At 66.2% G+C, this 15,501-nt stretch carries 20 protein-coding genes; 12 read left to right on the top strand and 8 right to left on the bottom strand.

Features of this window, described 5'->3' with window-relative positions:
* The first annotated feature begins 150 nt into the window (after positions 1–150).
* Positions 151–771 (top strand): LON peptidase substrate-binding domain-containing protein, encoded by a 621-nt coding sequence (locus tag ACFWUP_RS19095; RefSeq protein ID WP_379236046.1) that lies wholly within the window; start codon positions 151–153, stop codon positions 769–771.
* A gap of 25 nt (positions 772–796) precedes the next feature.
* Here ACFWUP_RS19095 and ACFWUP_RS19090 read toward each other — a convergent pair whose 3' ends face one another.
* The 4 genes from ACFWUP_RS19090 to ACFWUP_RS19075 form a co-directional block, all read right to left on the bottom strand.
* Positions 797–1,579 (bottom strand): NAD(P)-dependent alcohol dehydrogenase, encoded by a 783-nt coding sequence (locus ACFWUP_RS19090; protein ID WP_379236044.1) that lies wholly within the window; start codon positions 1,577–1,579, stop codon positions 797–799.
* 111 nt (positions 1,580–1,690) lie between these two features.
* On the bottom strand, positions 1,691–2,626 hold the full coding sequence (locus tag ACFWUP_RS19085; RefSeq protein WP_379235965.1) for an SDR family oxidoreductase: 936 nt from the start codon (positions 2,624–2,626) through the stop codon (positions 1,691–1,693).
* A 34-nt stretch (positions 2,627–2,660) separates the two neighbouring features.
* Positions 2,661–3,284 carry an NADPH-dependent F420 reductase gene (locus tag ACFWUP_RS19080; RefSeq protein WP_379235963.1) on the bottom strand — a complete coding sequence of 208 codons (624 nt, stop codon included), beginning with the start codon at positions 3,282–3,284 and terminating at the stop codon, positions 2,661–2,663.
* Positions 3,285–3,314: 30 nt separating this feature from the next.
* Positions 3,315–3,884, bottom strand: coding sequence for an SDR family NAD(P)-dependent oxidoreductase (locus tag ACFWUP_RS19075; protein WP_379235961.1), 570 nt, complete (start codon positions 3,882–3,884; stop codon positions 3,315–3,317).
* Positions 3,885–4,077: 193 nt separating this feature from the next.
* Between ACFWUP_RS19075 and ACFWUP_RS19070 the strand changes: the two genes are divergently transcribed.
* Entirely contained in the window at positions 4,078–4,971 is an 894-nt protein-coding gene (locus tag ACFWUP_RS19070) for a LysR family transcriptional regulator (RefSeq protein WP_379235959.1), read from the top strand.
* A gap of 31 nt (positions 4,972–5,002) precedes the next feature.
* Here ACFWUP_RS19070 and ACFWUP_RS19065 read toward each other — a convergent pair whose 3' ends face one another.
* Positions 5,003–6,268: a Fic family protein gene (locus ACFWUP_RS19065; RefSeq protein WP_379235957.1), complete on the bottom strand. Its 1,266-nt coding sequence runs from the start codon at positions 6,266–6,268 to the stop codon at positions 5,003–5,005.
* Positions 6,269–6,433: 165 nt separating this feature from the next.
* On the opposite strand from ACFWUP_RS19065, the gene ACFWUP_RS19060 reads away from it, so the two are divergent.
* Genes ACFWUP_RS19060 through ACFWUP_RS19050 form a run of 3 tightly spaced genes read left to right on the top strand, consistent with a single transcriptional unit; the run spans position 6,434 to position 8,073 of the window.
* A complete protein-coding gene (locus ACFWUP_RS19060; protein WP_379235955.1) occupies positions 6,434–7,102 on the top strand; it encodes a hypothetical protein in 669 nt (222 codons plus the stop codon).
* Positions 7,092–7,637: a DUF6529 family protein gene (locus ACFWUP_RS19055; protein WP_379235953.1), complete on the top strand. Its 546-nt coding sequence runs from the start codon at positions 7,092–7,094 to the stop codon at positions 7,635–7,637. The genes ACFWUP_RS19060 and ACFWUP_RS19055 overlap by 11 nt, the downstream gene beginning before the upstream one ends.
* 13 nt (positions 7,638–7,650) lie before the next feature.
* Positions 7,651–8,073: a ubiquinol-cytochrome c reductase iron-sulfur subunit gene (locus ACFWUP_RS19050; RefSeq protein ID WP_379235951.1), complete on the top strand. Its 423-nt coding sequence runs from the start codon at positions 7,651–7,653 to the stop codon at positions 8,071–8,073.
* A 34-nt stretch (positions 8,074–8,107) separates the two neighbouring features.
* On the opposite strand, the gene ACFWUP_RS19045 is transcribed toward ACFWUP_RS19050, so the two are convergent.
* Entirely contained in the window at positions 8,108–8,575 is a 468-nt protein-coding gene (locus ACFWUP_RS19045) for a VOC family protein (protein WP_379235949.1), read from the bottom strand.
* A gap of 169 nt (positions 8,576–8,744) precedes the next feature.
* Between ACFWUP_RS19045 and ACFWUP_RS19040 the strand changes: the two genes are divergently transcribed.
* The 5 genes from ACFWUP_RS19040 to ACFWUP_RS19020 all read left to right on the top strand — a co-directional run bounded on the left by ACFWUP_RS19040 (position 8,745) and on the right by ACFWUP_RS19020 (position 12,099).
* Positions 8,745–9,593, top strand: a complete 849-nt coding sequence (locus ACFWUP_RS19040) for a TIGR03619 family F420-dependent LLM class oxidoreductase (protein ID WP_379235947.1) — start codon at positions 8,745–8,747, stop codon at positions 9,591–9,593.
* 70 nt (positions 9,594–9,663) lie between these two features.
* Positions 9,664–10,005 carry a WXG100 family type VII secretion target gene (locus ACFWUP_RS19035; RefSeq protein ID WP_379235945.1) on the top strand — a complete coding sequence of 114 codons (342 nt, stop codon included), beginning with the start codon at positions 9,664–9,666 and terminating at the stop codon, positions 10,003–10,005.
* Positions 10,005–10,304 carry a WXG100 family type VII secretion target gene (locus ACFWUP_RS19030; protein WP_379235943.1) on the top strand — a complete coding sequence of 100 codons (300 nt, stop codon included), beginning with the start codon at positions 10,005–10,007 and terminating at the stop codon, positions 10,302–10,304. The genes ACFWUP_RS19035 and ACFWUP_RS19030 overlap by 1 nt, the downstream gene beginning before the upstream one ends.
* Positions 10,305–10,308: 4 nt before the next feature.
* Complete coding sequence (locus ACFWUP_RS19025) at positions 10,309–11,697, top strand: hypothetical protein (protein WP_379235941.1); 1,389 nt, start codon at positions 10,309–10,311, stop codon at positions 11,695–11,697.
* Between the two features lie 9 nt (positions 11,698–11,706).
* The gene (locus ACFWUP_RS19020; RefSeq protein ID WP_379235939.1) at positions 11,707–12,099 is read left to right on the top strand and encodes a hypothetical protein; all 393 of its coding nucleotides are present in this window, start codon (positions 11,707–11,709) and stop codon (positions 12,097–12,099) included.
* Between the two features lie 29 nt (positions 12,100–12,128).
* On the opposite strand, the gene ACFWUP_RS19015 is transcribed toward ACFWUP_RS19020, so the two are convergent.
* Positions 12,129–12,848: a hypothetical protein gene (locus tag ACFWUP_RS19015; RefSeq protein ID WP_379235937.1), complete on the bottom strand. Its 720-nt coding sequence runs from the start codon at positions 12,846–12,848 to the stop codon at positions 12,129–12,131.
* Complete coding sequence (locus ACFWUP_RS19010) at positions 12,848–13,801, bottom strand: hypothetical protein (protein ID WP_379235935.1); 954 nt, start codon at positions 13,799–13,801, stop codon at positions 12,848–12,850. The genes ACFWUP_RS19015 and ACFWUP_RS19010 overlap by 1 nt, the downstream gene beginning before the upstream one ends.
* Before the next feature lie 85 nt (positions 13,802–13,886).
* Here ACFWUP_RS19010 and lspA point away from each other — a divergent pair, with 85 nt between their 5' ends.
* Both lspA and ACFWUP_RS19000 read left to right on the top strand, forming a co-directional pair.
* Positions 13,887–14,504 (top strand): signal peptidase II, encoded by a 618-nt coding sequence (lspA, locus tag ACFWUP_RS19005; protein WP_379235933.1) that lies wholly within the window; start codon positions 13,887–13,889, stop codon positions 14,502–14,504.
* Positions 14,501–15,427: an RluA family pseudouridine synthase gene (locus ACFWUP_RS19000; protein WP_379235931.1), complete on the top strand. Its 927-nt coding sequence runs from the start codon at positions 14,501–14,503 to the stop codon at positions 15,425–15,427. Before lspA ends, ACFWUP_RS19000 begins: the two co-directional genes overlap by 4 nt.
* Positions 15,428–15,501 lie beyond the last annotated feature (74 nt).

Genomic DNA, 15,501 nt, shown 5'->3' with positions numbered 1-15,501 from the left:
GACAGCCACCACCACCGCAGGGCGCGCACGATGGCGGCTGGCGCACATCACCGACGAGCGGGCCCGAACATGCCGAAAGGGCACAAGGTGAGCGCGCCGGATGGGCGTAGTCCGCGTGCCACCGGGCATGCTGGGACGGTGGAGATACCAATGTTCCCGCTGGGTGCGGTGCTGCTACCCGGTGAGCCGCTGTCGTTGCAGATCTTCGAGCCGCGCTATGTGGCACTGGTGCGCGACTGCATGGACGGGCTGCGGGAGCCGGAATTCGGTGTCGTGCTGATCGCGCGCGGGCACGAGGTGGGCGGCGGTGAGGTGCGCACGGAGGTGGGCACCCTGGCGCGGATCAGTGAGGTCATCGAACTGCCCGGTTCGCGATACCGCCTGCGCTGCAAGGGAACCGAGCGTCTTCGCATCGACAAGTGGCTCGACGACGACCCGTATCCCCGGGCGGACACCGAGCTCTGGCCGGACGGTCCCGGTGCCGACGACAGTGCGCTGCTGGCGGGCCTGCGTGAACGGGCGGACCGCCTGCACACCCTCACCGCCCAGTTCGCGCGCCGCAACGGCATCCGTCGCCCACCGCCGTCGGCATCGCTGGACGGGCTGTCCGACGACCCGACCACCCGCTCCTACGAGCTCGCGGCCCGCCTGCCGATCGGCCCGACCGACCGCCAGTCGGCCCTGTCCGCGCCGGACCCACACAGTCGGCTCACCGCGCTGACCGCCGCTGTCGACGATGCGATCGCGATGATGGAGTTCCGCTTGCTGTGAGGCACAGCGGCGCGTTCGTGGCTGTTCACCGGGTCGATCGGTGGCGGCGCTGTGTTTCGCGGCGGAACGGTCGAGCCAGCTGACCGCGCGCGAGCAGACCGACCGGGCCGAACCAGCTGCCGCCGTCGAAGTTGCCGCCCCCGGACAGCACCAGGGTGCCGGTGGGTTCGACCAGGCGGAGCAGTTCGCGCAGGGGACGTGTTCCGGCCAGGTCGAGGACGGTGTCGAAGCGGCCCGTGATGGTTTCGCGGGTGTAGTCGAAGACATGCTCGGCGCCGAGAGCTCGGGCGGCTTCGACATTGCGGGTGCTGCACACTGCGGTGACCTCAGCATGTCGTGCCCGGGCGATCTGAACCGCGAAGGTACCGACTCCACCCGAGGCGCCGATGATCAGCACCCGTTCGCTGTCGCCGAGATGGGACAGGCAGGTGAGGGCGGTATTGCCGGCCAACGGCACCGCCGCTGCCTGCTCGAAATTCAGATTCGCCGGTTTCCGATCGAGCAAGGCCCGCGGCACAGCGACGAACTCCGCGAACGCCCCACTGTTCCCCTCCCCGAACACCTCCTCGCCGACAGCCAGATCCGTCACCCCCTCCCCGACCGCCTCGACCGTGCCCGCGAAATCCCCGCCCGGCACCGGATTCGCCGGCCCTTTCCTGCTGAACACCGACCGATCCATCCACCGCGCGATCTTCGGATCCCCCCGCATCACATGCCAATCCCGCGCATTCACCGAAGCGGCACGAACCCGAACCAACACCTCCCCCGCCCCAGCGACCGGCTGCTCGACCTCCGCCACGCTCAACATCGCCGATGACCCGTATACCCGCTGCACAATCGCCCTCACCCCGCCAACGCTAGGCGCCCGAACCCCCACCCACATCAGGGAAACCCCCGATGCGCGGCGGAGAATCTGCCGTCATCCGGCGGCGAAGTAATGGCCGTTGTCCAGATCTGCCAGCAGGCCGGGCTGGGTGGGTGCCCAGCCGAGGGCTCGGCGGGTGATGAGGTTGGATGCCGGGTAGCTCTGCGTGACGATGTTCGCGAGGAACCCGAAGTATCCCGGCACCATCAGAACGTCGGCGGGAACGCTCACGACGGGCAGGCCCAGACGGCTGCCGATGGCTTCGGCGATATCGCGGAGCGGGATGGCCCCGTCCCCGACCGCGTGCCAATACTTTCCTGCCTCGCCCTTCTCCAGCGCCGAGCGGAACACGGACGCGACATCGCGGACGTGCACGGCGTTCCACAGGTTCGCGCCGTCGCCGGGGTAACCGACGTAGCCCTTCTCCTTCGCGAGCGCGATCAGCTGCACGAGGAACCCGGCGCGATCCGTCGTGCTGTGCGCGATATTGGCAATCCGCACGACCGACGACCGCACTCCTTGCTCGGCGAGGCCGACTACGGCGGTTTCCACAACGTTGCGAACCCGCAGGGTGCCCTTGTGTTCATTGCCGCCGGGCAGTGCCGGGTCCGCCTCGGTGACCGGTCGGCCGAGATTTCCGGGCGAGCCGATGCTCCCCGCCGCGACCAGCGGCTTTCCGGTTCCCGCGAGCGCCTCGCCGTACGCGAGCATGATCGGGAGCTCCGCGGCGGCCACGGCGTCGATCCCGCCGGACACAAGTAGGTCTTGCCGGTGCGCGACGTGAATGACACCGTCGGAATCCGCGGCCGCCTCCTTCAGCCCGTCGAGATCCTCGAGGTCGCCGCGACGTACCTTCGCGCCGAGCGCGGACAAGGTCGCCGCGGCCGTGTCCGACCGGGCCAGGCCGGTGACTTCGTGCCCGGCGGTGATGAGCTCGCCGATGATGTACGAACCGGAATGGCCGGTCCCGCCGGTGACGAAAACGCGCATGCTGCTGTCCTTCTCGCGAGTGGTGCGGGTGTGCTCAGCCGGTGAATTCGTTGACGCCGAGGGCGAAATCCCAGTGGCCGACCCCGTTTCCGGCGAGCCCCATCGTGACCAGGCCCATTCCTTCCAGCCAATGCGCCATTTTCAGACCGCCGACATCTAGGGGGCGCAGCCCGAGGCTCTCGATGAATGCCGCCACGTCCGCCTTGGAATACGCATTGTCGCCGGCCATGAAGACATTGGGCCTGCCCTTCTCCAAGACATTGCGGAATATGGTGTTGAATGCCTTCACCACGCTGGTGTCGGCCGGAGCCACCTCGGTGACTTTCTGCGCGATCGAGGTCTCCTCGCGGTGGGCCAATCCGTCGAACGTGGCGTTGAACGGGTTGCTGATATCGACGATGACCTTGCCCGCGAGTGCGGCTCCGTACTCGGCGACGACCGGAACGACACCGTCGTGCAGCAGGGCCGTGATGACGATGTCCCCGGCCGGGACGGCGCGCCACTTTCCTGCCGTCGTGTCGCCGCTGAGAGCCTTGGCAAGGTGTTCGGCCTTGGACTGATCTCGGCCCATGATCTCGACGGTGTTGCCGCCCGCTACCGCGAGCGTGCCGATGGTACGAGCCATGTTCCCCGTACCGATGATGGTGATGCTGCTCATGAGGTGTGCTCTCTCTCGCTGGTGTGTGGTTCAGAGCGCGGTGGTGCCGCCGTCAGCGACCAGTTCGAGGCCGTTGACGTAGCTGGAGTCGTCAGAGGCGAGAAACAGTGCGACAGTGGCGATTTCGTCGGGGCGGCCCATCTTTCCGCGGGGGATGAGGGACTCGAATGCGGCCTTGGCGGCCTCGTCGAACAGTTCTTCCTGCTTGGCGGTGGCGACCTGGCCGGGAGTCAGGACGTTGACCCGGATCTTGCGGTCGCGCAGTTCGTTGAGCCAGAAGGCGTGGTGGAACTGTTCCTCGGTGATCTCGCCGAGGACGGCGGGTTCGCCCATCCCCGCGTTGGCCCACAGTATGTCGATCGAGCCCTTTTCCCGTTTGACGGTGTCGTACAAGCGGTCCAGATCGTCCAGGTCTGCCGCGTCACCCTGGACCGCGGTGATGTTGCGGCCGATCAGCCGCACGGCGTCGTCGAGTGCGCCCTGCCGCCGCGCCTGGATGAAGACGTGCGCACCCTCCGCGACGAACAGTTGGGCGCCGGCCAGTGCCATTCCGGTGGACCCGCCGGTAATTACCGCTACCTTGCCATCGAGCTTTCCCACGATCACTCCGTTCAATGGATTGAATATCCGAAACAATTCGGTTTTCGGTTACACCGGATTCACCGTCGAATGACGGGAGGAACGGGCTCAATTCGCTTGCGCCCCATGAACGATGCCATCGGCTCGCGCTGGTGTCCAAGACCCTTTTCGGCCGTGGTGATACCTTGAAGGCATCACGGACCGGGAGGTCTCCATGGATCTGGACCCGCGCAAATTGCGCTATTTCCTCGCCGTCGCCGACAGGTTGCACTTCGGCCGCGCCGCCGAAGAACTGCATATCGCGCAGCCGGTGCTCAGTCGGCAGATCCGCGCGCTGGAACAGGACCTCGGCGCCTCGCTGTTCACCAGGGATCGCCACGGCGTTGCGCTGACCGACGCGGGCCGACAGCTGCTGGCCGACACCGGTCCGCTGCTCGCCGCCGCGGACGCGGTCCGCCGCAGGGTGACCGTGGCCGCCGGCGGCAGTCGGCGGCTGACTGTCGGCTTCCGGACCGGAATCCCGGTCATCCCGGCGGCCAAGGCGTTCGGCGCCCGACATCCGGACGTGGTCGTGGACGTGCAGCGGATCGAATGGGACGACCAGGCCCCGATGCTGCTCGACGGCCGCATCGACATCGGCTATGTGCGGCTGCCCATCGACGAGACCGGTCTGCGGGTAACCCCGCTGTTCACCGAGCCGCTCCTGGTGGCACTGCCCGCGAGCCACCGGTTGGCAGGCAAGGAGGAGGTCGTCGAAGCCGACCTGTCCGGTGAGCCGCTGGTCTGGCATGCCGACCCGAGCACACACCCCACCAGGCACCCGCACCCCGACTCCGGCCTCCGGGTGCGCGACGTGGAGGAGAAGCTCGAGCACGTCGCGGCAGGCCGTGGCATCTCGTTCATGGCGCGATCGGAGACATTGTTCTACTCACGCCCGGACATCGGCTACGTACCCATCCCGGAACTCGCGCCCGACCAGGTATGCCTCGCGATGGCGACCGCACGCACCTCACCGCTGACCGACGACTTCTTCGCCGCGGCGCAAGCGACGGCCGAGATCACGGCCGAATGCGGGAACTATGAGGCTCATTCGAGCAGTCGACGGTAGTCGGTGCCGAAATTTCACGCCGGGTTCGAAACTACCCGCGTGGTACCGGACGCTGCGGCGAACGCGTCTCGCCGGCGGGATTCGCCAGACACCGTTCTAGCGCACCGAATGCTTCGAATACCTCGGGGGCTTCGAATGCGCGGTTGCGGCGGCCGACGGTCAGTTGTCGAAGAATTCCGGCGTCGACGAGTCGTTCGATCGCGGTGTTGGCAGTAGGAAAACTGCGCTGAACCAGAGCGGCGGCGGTTGCGGCGGTGATAATCGGCGCGCCGACGAGATGCGGAAGCAGTAGGGCGGCGGCGGAATCCGCGCGTAGCGGTGCTACTCGCTCGCGCCATCGTGTCAGCAGCGCAGAGGTCCTCGCTTCGAACACCGCGGCGTCGGCGACCGCCTGCGTGCACGCGGCGGCGAACCGGCCGATCCAGGCATTCACGCCTTCCATTGCCGCTGCGGTGTCGGGTGGACCAAGATGACGGAAAACGGTGAGGCCATCGATATAGCTGCGGGTCGCCGTGGCCAACACGAGCGAAACCGGAGCGATCACCCGCTCGGAGAGTCCACGACGGCGGAGCACCAGGTGGATCAGGACTCGTCCCGCTCGGCCGTTGCCGTCGACGAAGGGGTGGATCGTCTCGAATTGCGCGTGCGCGATCGCCGCCTGGGCGACCGCGGGCAGGTCGTCGGTATTGACGAAGGCGATCAGGTCCGCCATCAACTCCTCGACGTAGCCAGAGGGTGGCGGCACATAGGCGGCGGAACGCGGGTTGTAGGAACTGCCGCCGATCCAGTTCTGCTGTTCGCGGTACCTGCCGCCGTGGGAGACGAGGTTCGTGCCCACCATCAGTCGCCGATGCACGTCGGTCAACACCTCGGCGGTGATCTCCTGACCACGCGAAACCGACCGCACTCCCGAGGCCATCGCGTCGATGTTCGCCAGCACTTCCACCGCGGTGACATCGGTGGAACGGCCGTCGAAGGACGCGGCGGCCTCGGCTCGGAGTAGTCGTCGCGCGCCGATCTCGAGCCCTTCGATTCGGGAGGAGGCGACCGCCTCGGCCCGCAACAACAGTCGTGACAGCACCTCGGTGTCAGCCAGCGCGGTCGCGTCCCGATCGAGCCGGGCAATGGCGATCTCGGCATCCGCGACGTCGGCCGCGGTTGGTCCGTCGAGCGTGAATGTCCTGCCCACCAGCAGATCCGGCACATACGCGTCGAACGAGCCTGCGCTGCGATCACGACGGGACAACCCGCCACGATCGAGAGAGCTCTCCCAGAGACACTGCAATAGCTCGGCCACGCGAACCTCCTTATTAAAGGTTAGCAGCTAACCTTTAATAAGGAAGCGCTGAACGCTCACAGAGTCGCTCACAGAATTTCGGATTTCGGTCGAACCGGGTGGGGGTGTGTGCCGTTGACAGGGAAGGAGATGGTCGGAGCGCGGCCGTGAATTCAGGAGAGATCGATGGCAAGAGTGGGGCCTTGGGTCACGTTGGCGGCGGTGGCCGTTCTGGGTGGCGCGTTGGTGGCGGTGAACATGTCGAAGGAGGACGGTCCGACGGGGGCCGTGGGGACTGCTTCGGCGGTCTCGCCGAAGGGGACCGGTGGGGCAGGGGCGTTGCCGACTCCCGCGCAAAAGCCCACGGCGACAACGGAGTTCCCTGCGAAGGCCGACTATGTCGGCACGATCGGGTTGGCGTCGGGGGGCACGATGACCGTGTCGATCACCGTCGAGGGTGACAAGGCGGTCGCCTATGCCTGCGACGGTGCGAACGTCGAGAGCTGGTCGCAGGGGTCAGCGAGCGGCGGAACACTGCAGTTGACCGGGAAGAACGATGCGAAGCTGGACGGTCGTCTCGAGGAGGCGGCGGTGAAGGGGACGCTGACGATCGGGGCGAAGCAGTGGGCGTTCACGGCCCAACCGGTGCAGGCACCGGCGGGGCTGTATGTCTACGAGTCCGGTGGCGTGCGGCAGAGCTGGATCGTCGACGGTGGCGGGCAGGTCACCGGGGTGCAGCGGGCCGCGAACGGAAGCACTTCCGCCGCACCGGGTCTCGGGGTCGACGCGACCGCAGTGATCGGTGACGTGCTGGTGAGCGCTACCAAGGTGAGCGGGGCTGATCATGTCGGGTGAGGCGCGTAGCGCAGGGCCCGGTATCGCGCTCGCGGTGCTGGTCGGTGTCTCGGTGACGGTGCTACTCGGCGTGTACGGCAAGGTGCACGACCCGCAGTTCTTCTCGGTGAATGTGGCCGGGTTCTCCAGCCCGGTCGCGGTGAAATCGTGGCTGGGGTCGGTCGCGGTCCTGCTCGCGATCGGCCAAGTGGTCTCGGCGCTGATCATGTACGGGAAGGCGGGAATCGCCGCACCGTCGTGGATCGGCGGAGTGCACGCGTGGGCGGGGCGGCTCGCCGTGCTGGTCAGCGTGCCGGTGGCGGTGCACTGCCTGTACGCGCTCGGCTTTCAGGACACGACCACCCGGGTACTCGCGCATTCACTGTTCGGGTGCTTCTTCTATGGCATTTTCGTCACCAAGATGCTGCTGCTCACCAGAAAAGGCCTGCCCGGCTGGGTTGTTCCGGTGGCAGGCGGCCTCACCTTCACCGGCCTCACCGGTCTGTGGCTCACCTCGTCGCTGTGGTTCTTCCAGAACAACGGCCTCACCTTCTGAATCGGAGAAACCGATGACCACCAACGAATTCTCGATGAACCGCCGCACCGTCGTCGTGGGTGCGGGCGCCTTGGCCGCCGCCGCGACCCTCACCGCGTGCAGCACCTACGGAAAGAACGAGCCCGCCCCGGCGCCTGAACCCGCGCCCGGCGCACCGGCGGGCGCGTTGAGCAAGGCCGCGGATGTGCCCGTCGGCGGTGGGGTGATCGTCGGCGACACCGTCGTCACCCAACCGACCGCGGGGACCTTCGTCGGCCTGTCGTCGACCTGCACGCACGCCGGATGCAAGGTCGCGACCGTGGCCAAGGGCACCATCAACTGCCCGTGTCACGGCAGCCGCTTCAATCTCGACGGCACCGTGAAAAACGGCCCCGCGAACGAGCCTCTCGCACCCAAACCTGTTCGCGTCGAAGGGGACTCGATCGTGCCCGCATAAGGCGAACACACAACGACACGGCGTGGCGATCCGATCAGCCTGCGTCCATCATCTCCGCCATCCGCCGGTCCATTTCCTCCGGCGAGACGTCTTCGATGTGAGTGGCCACGGTCCAGCGGTGACCCCACGGATCCTCGAACGCGCCGCTGCGGTCGCCGTAGAACTGGTCGGTCATGGGGGTGATCGCGGTGGCGCCCGCGGCGAGGGCCGCGGTGAACGCGGCATCGGCGTCGGCGACGTAGACCATCAGGTTCACCGGGGAGCCGCCGACGGCCTTCGGGTCGCTGAATCCGATCTCGGGAACGGGGTCGCCGACCATCAACACCGAGTCGCCGACGAGCAGTTCGCTGTGCACGATGGTGCCGCCGGGGCCGTCCATCTTCATGCGCACGGTGGCGCCGAAGATCTCGATGTAGAAGTCGATCGCGGCGGCCGCGCCCACGCACGCCAGGCCGGGACAGATCCGCGGATAACCTTCGGGGAAAGGGGAAACATCGGACATCGGACACCTCCGTGTCGAGGATGATGCTCGGACGACCCCCAGCCTATTCCCCCGCCATGGCCGGGGAAAGGTCGTAGCCGTGGCCTTTCGGACGGGCGGCGCGACTGGTAGAACTTGGGTCAGGTTATAGAACCTGTTTCAGTTTTGCTGTCGATGTCGGAGGCCGGACATGCGGTACGGGGTTGTGTTGTTCACCAGTGACCGGGGCATCACGCCCGCCGATGCGGCGAAGGCGGCCGAGGAGGCGGGGTTCGACGCGTTCTACGTGCCCGAGCACACTCACATTCCGGTCGTGCGGGCCGCGGCCCATCCGCAGACCGGCGACTCCTCGCTGCCCGACGACCGCTACCTGCGCACGCTCGACCCGTGGGTCGCGCTGGCGACTGCCGCCGCGGTCACCGAGCGGATCACCCTGTCGACAGCGGTGGCGCTGCCCGCCGAGCACCACCCGATCACCCTCGCCAAGACCATCGCCTCCCTCGATCACCTGTCCGGCGGGCGGGTGGAGCTGGGTGTCGGATTCGGTTGGAACACCGACGAACTCGCACACCACGGCGTGCCCGCGAACAAGCGGCGCACGGTGTTGCGCGAGCACCTGGACGCGATGCGGGCGCTGTGGTCGCAGGAGGAGGCCGAATTCGCCGGTGACTTCGTGGAATTCGGCGCGAGCTGGTCATGGCCGAAGCCGGTGCGCGCGGGGGTACCGGTCTTGCTCGGGGCGGGCGGCACCGAGAAAACGTTCGGCTGGCTGGCGGCCAACGCGGACGGGTGGATCACCACGCCGACCGAAGGCGACCTCGGCGCCAAAATCGAACTCCTGCACCGGGTCTGGAAAGACGTGGGCCGCGACGGCATCCCACGGGTGGTCGCGCTGGCAGGCCGTCACGACGGCGAGCAACTTGCCCGCTGGGCCGACCTCGGCGTCACCGAGGTGGTCTTCGGACTCCCCAACCGCAGCGCGGACGAGGTGCGTGGATACATGGCCCGTCTTGGACAAAGAATCACACCGCCCGAATAGTTCCCGACTTCCACCTGCGCGACACGGTTCCGATGGCGGCGAGCACTACCCTCCGGTAGCGTCCCCAGACATGAGCACTCCTGGGGGGAGCGACGATCAGTCGCTGTCGGTAGTACCCGACGAGGTCCGTGACGTCGGCACCTATGTCTACGGACTCGCCGAGACATTGCGTAATGCCTTGAACTCGGCCAGTCGGGAAGTAGAGGCCCTGATCAGCGGGGGCTGGACCGGCGACTTGGCCACAGAGTTCGGTACAGGCTGGACCGAAACCAACACCGGCGGAATACAGATCTGCACAGCATTGACCGAAATGGCCGAAAAGCTGGGCGTTACCGCGCAGAGCTACCAGAACCAAGACACGTCGAGTGCAGCCGCTCTAGGCTTGGTCGGCCTCGATCTGCCGGGGTTGTGATGGGATCCGAATTCTCCGTCGACATGGACCAACTCGACCAGATCGTTGCCCGCTTGGCCGGTCTGGCCGGTTTCGTGACCCAACACCTCGACGAGATCGATGATCGTGTCGCAACCTTGAACGGCACCAATTGGGAAGGTCTCGCTGCGACGGCTTACCAAGTCGCACACCAACAGTGGAGTATCGGGGCGCGTACCTTCGCCGAAGGCGTCACCGACATGAGCGACGCAGCCAAGACTGCGCACGGCCGATACACCCGAGCGGCCGATATCAACAAGAGAATGCTGCAGCAAGGGTGAATCGATGACCTGGACCATCGATTCGGGCATGTATTATGACGCGGCGAAGAAATGCCATCTACTCGCTGACGACATCAGCCTTGCTCTAGGACCCCTCAACGCCACCCTTCAGCGCGACTGCGACGGAATGGCAGGCGACCACGAGCAATGCGCCAACTGGACGACTACTTACGACCGTCACGCCGCTGATATCGTCACTCTCACAGCAACATTGGCAAATGCGCTTCGCAGGTTCGGTGATGTGCTCGAGGCTTCCGGGTATAACTGGTGGCATTCCAACCGCACCGCTGCGAGCGGCGTCGAACCACCGCGCCCGACTGCGTCCGAACCGCTCTACGACTCCGGGATGGCCCTACCTGTCACCGCCAGAGGCGATAATGGTGCCGGCTTGGACGAGGGTGCTGTCGTCGGGCTGCTCGAAAAAGTCGGCAAGATCCCCAACGGGGACGCAGTCAAGCTCGCCGCCGCACACAACGCCTGGAAGAAATTCGCGGAGAGCGGCTACATCACCGGTGCCGCAGACCGAATCAAAGGTGTGAATGCCAAGTTCGTGGGCAGCACCGCACCGAACATCATCGACATCGAGGATAAACTCGCCACTCTCGAAAGGGCTGCCAGGCTCGTGGCGGACGCGGCGAAAGGTATTGTTACACCTATCTCCGAGCACGAAACCGCCCTGTCGGATATGCGTACGCAGATTCAATCCTCTGTAGCGCAAGCCGGTCTGGAGATCGCTGCTGCGATCGGGATCACGATCGCTGTCGTCGCAGTCACCGCGATCGTCACTGCCGGAATCGCCACTGGTGGTGCGGCGGCGGGCGGGGTCGTGATCACGATCGAGATCGTCGAGAGCACCGCCCTGATCATCAAGAACACGGTGACCGCGAGCCGCCTACTTTTGATCTTCGGTGCCGTCGTTGCGGCGGGCAGTGCTTCCGGTGGATTCACCGCGATCCCCGATCTGACCAATTCCGGTGTCAACGCTGCGGTGGCAGCGATCGCCGGCATGGCTGTGTACATTGCAGGGTCCGACACGGACGGCTCAGCACAGGACGACTCCTCAGCAACTCCGTCTACAGCGGTCAGCGAGGAGATGGCACGGATGCTGCGACAGGGAATCCATCCGGGAGAAGACTGTTCCGAGATCGCAGAGAGATTGGAGGCGATAGCTGAAGCGGCAGGAGAAGAGGCAGGAGAAATACTCAGGGTTGACCCCGCACCAGGACAGCAGGTTACCGTTGAAGAGTATGGGCTTCGTGAATCATTCCTATACCACGAGGTTTACTCGGACGGAAAGTATGTTTACGACCCTCGCCACAGCTCAAACCCAATCCCAATCGAACAATGGCGAAAGACTATCCTCGGAGACAACCCAGGTGCCACGATCAAATAGGGCAGGCAGATGAATTCAGAGGATTTTATCTCACGATTGAAACAGTTCGGCGACCTTGAGTGGTACCGACATGCCGGTGGAATCGGCGTGGACGGAACCCCGATACCCCCCGTTATTGTGTGGCGATTTCCAGCTCCCCAACCAACTCAACTCGCCGAGTTGATACGCATTTCTGTTATCTCCAATGAACGAGAAATCGATTGGCTATTCGACACCACTAGACGGAACTGGGTACTCACCCCATCGCGAGTGATTTCCGAGAAAGAACTTCACAATCTGGCAACAGAAGCACAGGCGGTGGATTTGCTATCAAAGACGGACCCTGAATTCTGCGAGAAGTCCGTCCGCGACTTCGACAGAATAATTGCCGCGTTGGATCGCCATACCGATATCGGCCCATGACATTCGCCAAGTAGTCGATGATCAGAATCTCACCCGCGGAGTTTGCGCACCTGAGCTGCGGTGAGATCGGACAGGACGCCGGGGTCGACGACTTCCGGTGCCGTGACCACGACCTGAACCAGGGTGTTGCCCACCTGGACGATCGAGGCCGCCGAGGTGAGGGTGAGGCCCTCGCTGGTGGCGGTCACGGTGAAGGCCGTGGCGGCGTCACCGGCGGAGGGCTGGCTCAACGCGGCGGCCCGATACTCGATGCGCACATCCTCGTCTTCACCCGAATAGCTGGCACAGCGCCGAGGTTGGGCTTGCAGCGCGTCGAACGCGGGTGCCAAGGCAGTGTCCGGATAGCTCGCGGCATCGATGTCGATGGTGGCGAAACTCGGTCCCGCGAACTGCACCGACGCGGCGGCAGCCGATCCGGGCCACTGCTGCGAAATCGGTGACAGCAGACGCGCGCAGTCCGGCGGGTCGGTCAGCGCCTTCTCCGGGACCGCGGGCCCGTCGGGCTCGGTGCTCGGCGGCACCACGGCGAAATCACCGGGGAGATCCGTCGCGGCGAGCAGGCCCGCCGACAGCTGTGCCGGGTCCCGCACGACATTGCCGTTGCCGGGCGCAGCGGTTACCGGCCCGGTCCACGGCACGCACGCAGCCCCCGAGGGACACTCCTCATAGTCGGATCCACAGCCCGCGAGCACCGACAAACCCACGCACGCCGAAACAACCGCGCTCGCGCGCAGCGCACTCCCCCGCATTACTCCGCCCAGGAAACGCGCGTCGACTGCGTCTGCACCAGGGTGCTCACGCTGCGCGCGTCGCGATAGGTCTGCTGACCACCGATCTCGATCGAACCCGAAACCGGCAGCGGCATACCGAGATCGATGGTGATCGACCCGACGCCTTCCATTACGTAACCGGCGATATCGAGCTCACCCGCGTCGTTGGGCAGCTCCCACACCAGGTCGGTGGGGGTCTGGCTCACCTGCAGATCGATGGTGAGCCGGTCGCCCTCGCGGCTGGTGAGGGTGGCCGTGGCGATCTGGTCCAGGGTGACCCCGCCGGTGATCTTCTGATGCACCGTCCACACCGCACCGACTCCGACGGGCTGGTCCGGGAACGCGATCGACTGGTACACCGCCTGGTAGAAGGCCTGCTCGAGCGCGGCCCGCGCATTGTTCGGGGTATCCGGCGACGGAGCCATGCGTAGTTCGGTGATCGCGCCGAGGTCACTCATCCCCAGCCCGGCCTGTGAACCGTCGGCGGCGGTGAACGCCTTGTTGAGCGCGGGGTCGGGGGTGGTGACCGCGCCGACGGTGAGGTCGACGCCACCGGCGCTCGCGCGCGCGGTCATCGGGATGGTGAGCGCGGCGGGCGAGAAGTCGCGCACGGGCTGATCGTTGACCTGCTGCTGGATGCGGTAGTCGGTGCGCAGCGTCACCTGCTGGGTGGTGCCCGCGCCGTAGCGCGGGCGCAGCAACTCGCGCGGCTCCTCGCCGGGCGAGATCATCGTGGTGACCGCCGCCGAGATCGGCACGGTCACTTCCTTGCCGATGCCGAGCGGTTCGGTGCCGTCGACCTCCGCGGCGGGGGCCGAGCGGTCGGCGCACCCGGCGCCGAAGGTCGCGAACCCGAGCACGAGCGCCACGAGTAACACCCCGGGGCGCGCGATGCGGGGTAAGCGAGATCTAGACAACACCGTCACAGGCATCAGGGTACGACCGCTTCCTGAGTAATACCTGGGACTCCTCGGCACCGCGGCGCAGGCCAGATCAGCACTAGGGAATGATGGACGCGTGAGTGAAGACCGGCCAACCGACCACGCTGCCGTCCCCGAGACCGGCGACGACGCAGCCCCGCAGTCGGCCGCTGCTGTGCCCGAGGCCACCGAGACGGCGAAACCCGCTGGTCGCCGCCGTTTGCCGATGCTGCTGATCATCGCCGCCGTGCTGTTCGGGCTCGACCTGCTGACCAAGTGTCTCGCGGTGGCTTTCATCCAGCCGGGCGAATCGGTGCCGATCATCGGTGATTTCGCGCGGTTCACCCTGGTGCGCAACCCGGGCGCGGCGTTCTCGATGGCGACCGGCATGACCTGGCTGCTGACCCTGATCGCCGCCGCGGTGGTGATCGGTGTGATCCGGATCGGGCGCACGCTGCGTTCGCTGTGGTGGGCCATCGGCCTCGGCATGGTCCTCGGCGGCGCGCTGGGCAACCTGGTGGACCGGCTCTTCCGCTACCCGGGCCCGCTGCAGGGCCATGTGGTCGACTTCGTCGCCATCGGCTGGTGGCCGGTCTTCAACGTCGCCGACTCGGCCATCGTGTGCGGGGCGATCCTGCTGGTCGCGCTCACCGTGTTCGGTTTCGAACCGGACGGCACCCGCAGCGGTCGCAAACATTCTGAGGAGACCCATTGAGAGAAACCAGGACCATGCCCGTGCCCGACGGACTCGACGGGATGCGGGTGGATGCCGGTCTGGCCCGGCTGCTCGGGCTGTCGCGGACCGCGGTCGTCGCGCTCACCGAGGACGGCTCGGTGCAGATCGACGGGGTCGCCGCGGGCAAGTCCGACCGGCTCACCGCGGGCGCGTGGCTGGAAGTGATCTTCCCCGAACCCAAGCGCGAACTCACCGTCGAGGCCACCCCGGTCGAGGGGATGAACATCCTCTACGCCGACGACGACATCGTCGCGGTCGACAAGCCGATCGGCGTCGCCGCGCACTCCGGTGTGGGCTGGACCGGTCCGACCGTGGTCGGCGGGCTGGCGGCGATGGGTTACCGCATCTCCACCTCGGGCGCGCACGAACGCCAGGGCATCGTGCATCGGCTCGACGTGGGCACCTCCGGTGTGATGGTGGTGGCACAATCCGAACACGCTTACACGATGCTCAAGCGCGCCTTCAAGGAACGCACGGTCGACAAGCAATACCATGCACTCGTGCAGGGACACCCGGATCCGAGCAGCGGCACCATCGACGCGCCGATCGGGCGTGCGCGGGGCAATGCCTGGAAGTTCGCGGTGACCGGCGACGGTCGCCCCAGCGTGACCCACTACGACACCATCGAGGCGTTCCAGGCGGCCAGTCTGCTGGATGTGCACCTCGAAACCGGCCGCACGCACCAGATCCGCGTGCATTTCTCGGCGGTGCGCCACCCCTGCGCGGGTGACCTCACCTACGGCGCCGACCCCACGCTGGCCAAGCGTCTCGGCCTGGAACGGCAGTGGTTGCACGCGCGTCAGCTCGGCTTCCACCATCCCGCCGACGGTCGCTGGCTCGAGATCACCAGCGAGTACCCCGCCGATCTGGCGGGCGCCTTGGACGTATTACGTAATGCCTGACGACCCGCGGTCGTCCGAACCGGCGCCGGATACGGCGCCGGACGACCGCGGGGCCTCACCGGCCGAAGATCTCC

The sequence above is a fragment of the Nocardia sp. NPDC058658 genome, from assembly GCF_042716665.1.
Classification (GTDB): domain Bacteria; phylum Actinomycetota; class Actinomycetes; order Mycobacteriales; family Mycobacteriaceae; genus Nocardia.
Note: the sequence above shows the minus strand (reverse complement) of the source record. Positions and strands in the feature narration are given on the sequence as shown.

Excerpts from the sequence above, each read along its gene's own strand:
- ACFWUP_RS19095 (WP_379236046.1), top strand. The coding sequence starts at position 151 with ATGTTCCCGCTGGGTGCGGTGCTGCTACCCGGTGAGCCGCTGTCGTTG.
- ACFWUP_RS19090 (WP_379236044.1), bottom strand. The coding sequence starts at position 1,579 with ATGTTGAGCGTGGCGGAGGTCGAGCAGCCGGTCGCTGGGGCGGGGGAG.
- ACFWUP_RS19085 (WP_379235965.1), bottom strand. The coding sequence starts at position 2,626 with ATGCGCGTTTTCGTCACCGGCGGGACCGGCCATTCCGGTTCGTACATC.
- ACFWUP_RS19080 (WP_379235963.1), bottom strand. The coding sequence starts at position 3,284 with ATGAGCAGCATCACCATCATCGGTACGGGGAACATGGCTCGTACCATC.
- ACFWUP_RS19070 (WP_379235959.1), top strand. The coding sequence starts at position 4,078 with ATGGATCTGGACCCGCGCAAATTGCGCTATTTCCTCGCCGTCGCCGAC.
- ACFWUP_RS19060 (WP_379235955.1), top strand. The coding sequence starts at position 6,434 with ATGGCAAGAGTGGGGCCTTGGGTCACGTTGGCGGCGGTGGCCGTTCTG.
- ACFWUP_RS19055 (WP_379235953.1), top strand. The coding sequence starts at position 7,092 with ATGTCGGGTGAGGCGCGTAGCGCAGGGCCCGGTATCGCGCTCGCGGTG.
- ACFWUP_RS19050 (WP_379235951.1), top strand. The coding sequence starts at position 7,651 with ATGACCACCAACGAATTCTCGATGAACCGCCGCACCGTCGTCGTGGGT.
- ACFWUP_RS19045 (WP_379235949.1), bottom strand. The coding sequence starts at position 8,575 with ATGTCCGATGTTTCCCCTTTCCCCGAAGGTTATCCGCGGATCTGTCCC.
- ACFWUP_RS19040 (WP_379235947.1), top strand. The coding sequence starts at position 8,745 with ATGCGGTACGGGGTTGTGTTGTTCACCAGTGACCGGGGCATCACGCCC.
- ACFWUP_RS19035 (WP_379235945.1), top strand. The coding sequence starts at position 9,664 with ATGAGCACTCCTGGGGGGAGCGACGATCAGTCGCTGTCGGTAGTACCC.
- ACFWUP_RS19030 (WP_379235943.1), top strand. The coding sequence starts at position 10,005 with ATGGGATCCGAATTCTCCGTCGACATGGACCAACTCGACCAGATCGTT.
- ACFWUP_RS19025 (WP_379235941.1), top strand. The coding sequence starts at position 10,309 with ATGACCTGGACCATCGATTCGGGCATGTATTATGACGCGGCGAAGAAA.
- ACFWUP_RS19020 (WP_379235939.1), top strand. The coding sequence starts at position 11,707 with ATGAATTCAGAGGATTTTATCTCACGATTGAAACAGTTCGGCGACCTT.
- ACFWUP_RS19015 (WP_379235937.1), bottom strand. The coding sequence starts at position 12,848 with ATGCGGGGGAGTGCGCTGCGCGCGAGCGCGGTTGTTTCGGCGTGCGTG.
- ACFWUP_RS19010 (WP_379235935.1), bottom strand. The coding sequence starts at position 13,801 with ATGCCTGTGACGGTGTTGTCTAGATCTCGCTTACCCCGCATCGCGCGC.